The sequence below is a fragment of the Allomesorhizobium camelthorni genome (assembly GCF_011045125.1).
Taxonomy (GTDB): Bacteria; Pseudomonadota; Alphaproteobacteria; order Rhizobiales; family Rhizobiaceae; genus Allomesorhizobium; species Allomesorhizobium camelthorni.
Genome location: NZ_JAAKZF010000203.1, coordinates 1 through 2780 on the forward strand (window position 1 = coordinate 1; position 2780 = coordinate 2780).

1 protein-coding gene and 2 pseudogenes are annotated in these 2780 nt (G+C 61.9%); 1 reads left to right on the top strand and 2 read right to left on the bottom strand.

The annotated features are described in order from the left end of the window. On the bottom strand, positions 1 to 1987 hold a 1987-nt coding region (locus G6N73_RS35175; RefSeq protein WP_165034466.1), incomplete at its 3' end, for a homocysteine S-methyltransferase family protein. A gap of 153 nt (positions 1988 to 2140) precedes the next feature. On the opposite strand from G6N73_RS35175, the pseudogene G6N73_RS35180 reads away from it, so the two are divergent. Next, positions 2141 to 2425, top strand: a pseudogene (locus G6N73_RS35180) (IS6 family transposase); the annotation flags it as partial. On the opposite strand, the pseudogene G6N73_RS36605 reads toward G6N73_RS35180, so the two are convergent. Then, a pseudogene (locus G6N73_RS36605) lies at positions 2402 to 2780 on the bottom strand (SAM-dependent methyltransferase); the annotation flags it as partial. The pseudogenes G6N73_RS35180 and G6N73_RS36605 overlap by 24 nt on opposite strands.

The window sequence follows — 2780 nt, forward strand, 5'->3', positions numbered from 1 at the left end:
GGCCGGCCGTGCCCTTGAAGCGCTCGGCGATCTCCAGCATCCGCTCTGTCGCGGTGGCGCCAGCCTTGGGCGTGCGGTTGAGCACGACATCCTCGCAGGCCTCGCGCAGCTCCGGCTCGATTGTGTCGTAGACGGCGAGCTGTCCGGCATTGACGATGCCCATGTCCATGCCGCGCTGGATGGCGTGGTAGAGGAACACAGCGTGCATGGCCTCGCGCACCGGCTCGTTGCCGCGAAACGAGAAGGAGAGATTGGACACGCCGCCGGAGATGTGAACATGCGGCAGGGTCGAGGTGATCTCGCCGGTCGCCTCGATGAAATCGACGCCGTAATTGTCGTGCTCCTCGATACCGGTGGCGACAGCAAAGACATTGGGATCAAAGATGATATCCTCGGGCGCAAAGCCCGCCTGCTCGGTCAGCAGCTTAAAGGCGCGGGTGCAGATCTCGACCTTGCGGGCCTTGGTGTCCGCCTGGCCCTGCTCGTCGAATGCCATCACAACAACCGCCGCGCCGTACATGCGGCAGAGTTTGGCATGGTGCAGGAACGCCTCCTCGCCTTCCTTCATCGAAATCGAGTTCACGACAGGCTTGCCTTGTACGCATTTCAGGCCTGCTTCGATCACCTCCCATTTGGAGCTGTCGATCATCACCGGCACGCGGGCGATATCGGGTTCAGCGGCGATGAGGTTGAGGTATTCGACCATGGCCTTTTTCGAGTCGATCAGGCCCTCGTCCATGTTGACGTCGATGATCTGCGCGCCGTTGGCGACCTGGTCGCGCGCTACATCGAGGGCGGCGGCGTAGTCTCCGGCCGTGATCAGCTTCCGGAACTTCGCGGAGCCGGTGACGTTCGTGCGCTCGCCGACATTGACGAAGGGGATGTCTTTGGTGAGCGTAAACGGCTCGAGGCCGGAAAGCCTCATCAACGTCTTCGCCTTCGGCACCGGGCGCGGCTTGTGCCTGCTCCCCGCTTCGGCGATCGCGGCGATATGGTCCGGCGTGGACCCGCAGCACCCGCCGACGACATTGACTAGCCCCTCGCGGGCGAATTCCTCGACCTGGGAGGCCATAAACTCGGGGCTCTCGTCATATTGGCCGAAGGCGTTGGGCAGGCCTGCGTTCGGATAGGCGCAGATGAAGGTATCGGCGACACCGGAAAGCTCGGCTAGATGCGGCCGCATGGCGGCGGCGCCGAGCGCGCAGTTGAGCCCGACCGTGAAGGGTTTGGCGTGGCGCACCGAATGCCAGAAGGCGGTCGGCGTCTGGCCGGAAAGCGTGCGGCCGGACAGGTCGGTGATCGTGCCGGAGATCATCACCGGCAAGCACACACCCTTCTCGGCGAAAATCTGTTCGGCAGCGAAAATCGCTGCCTTTGCGTTGAGCGTATCGAAGATCGTCTCGATCAGAATGATGTCGGCGCCACCGTCGATCAGGCCACGCAGCTGCTCGCCATATGCGAGACGCAGGTCATCGAAGGTGATGGCGCGAAATCCGGGATTGTTTACGTCCGGCGAGATCGAAGCCGTCCGATTGGTCGGGCCAAGCGCGCCGGCGACGAAGCGGCGCTTGCCGTCCTCCTGCTGGGCGCGAATCGCCGCGCGCCGAACCAGCCGCGCACCGTCGCGGTTCAGCTCATAGACCATGTCCTCCATGCCGTAATCGGCCTGCGCGATGCGCGTCGAGGAGAAGGTATTCGTCTCGATAATGTCCGCGCCAGCCTTGGCATAGGCGTAATGAATGTCTTCGATCGCCTGCGGCTGGGTCAGGATCAAAAGATCGTTGTTGCCCTGCTGATGGCAAGAGCAGCCCAGGAACCGGTCCCCGCGGAAATGATCCTCGTGGAAGCCCAGACCCTGGATCTGCGTGCCCATGGCACCGTCGAGGCACACGATGCGCTCGCGCGCAGCCGCCCTCAGCGCGGCGAGGATTTCGGAGCCGTCAGATTTGGCTGCTACCGGCCCGAAGAGTTCATCCACTGAGGACATAAGCGACACTTTTCATTTCTTACTGATCGCATAAAGATATCTTTATGTCAACATGTCCTTGGCTGGTGGTTCGAGGTAGGTAGCGGGTTGTGTTGCAAACGTTTTGGTAATCGGCTGTCGGCATTGGACATCTCCGTTTTCTGGAGATTGTGCATGTTCAAAGGCTGCCATTTCGACCGATCAATGATCCTGCTGTGCGTGCGTTGGTATCTGGCCTACGGGTTGAGCCTGTGGGATTTGAAGGAGATGATGGCTGAGCGCGGCATGAGCGTCGACCATTCGACAATCCACCGCTGGGTTATTCACTTCGCGCCGCTGCTGCTCGAGCGCTTCAACCGACGCAAGCGGACTGTCGGTAGGAAGTGGCATATGGACGAGACCTACATCAAGGTGCACGGTCGCTGGATGTACCTAGGGCGGGTTCATCAGCACGACGGACGGCTTGACGGCGGCGTCGAGATGATCGTCGATATGGGCTGCATCATGCCGGGAAACGGGAACGCGCGGGAACAACAGGCCGAGCAGATCGGCGCGTGTCGCGGCAAGCTCGTTGAGCGCGAGCGACGCCCGGGCAATCTCGGCATGGACGGCGAGAAGGCCGGTGCCCGCCGAAGGTTCGAAAACGAGATCCGAAGAGGATATCGCGGCAGCGTGAGCGGTGACAAAGGCGAGCGGCAGCGGCGTCGACAACTGCTGCATGGCCTGGCTCTGGTCGGAGCGCCGCGTGTGTGTCGGAATGAGTTCGGCGATACGCTTCATCATCGCCAGCACCGCCTGCGGCGAGGATGAGCGA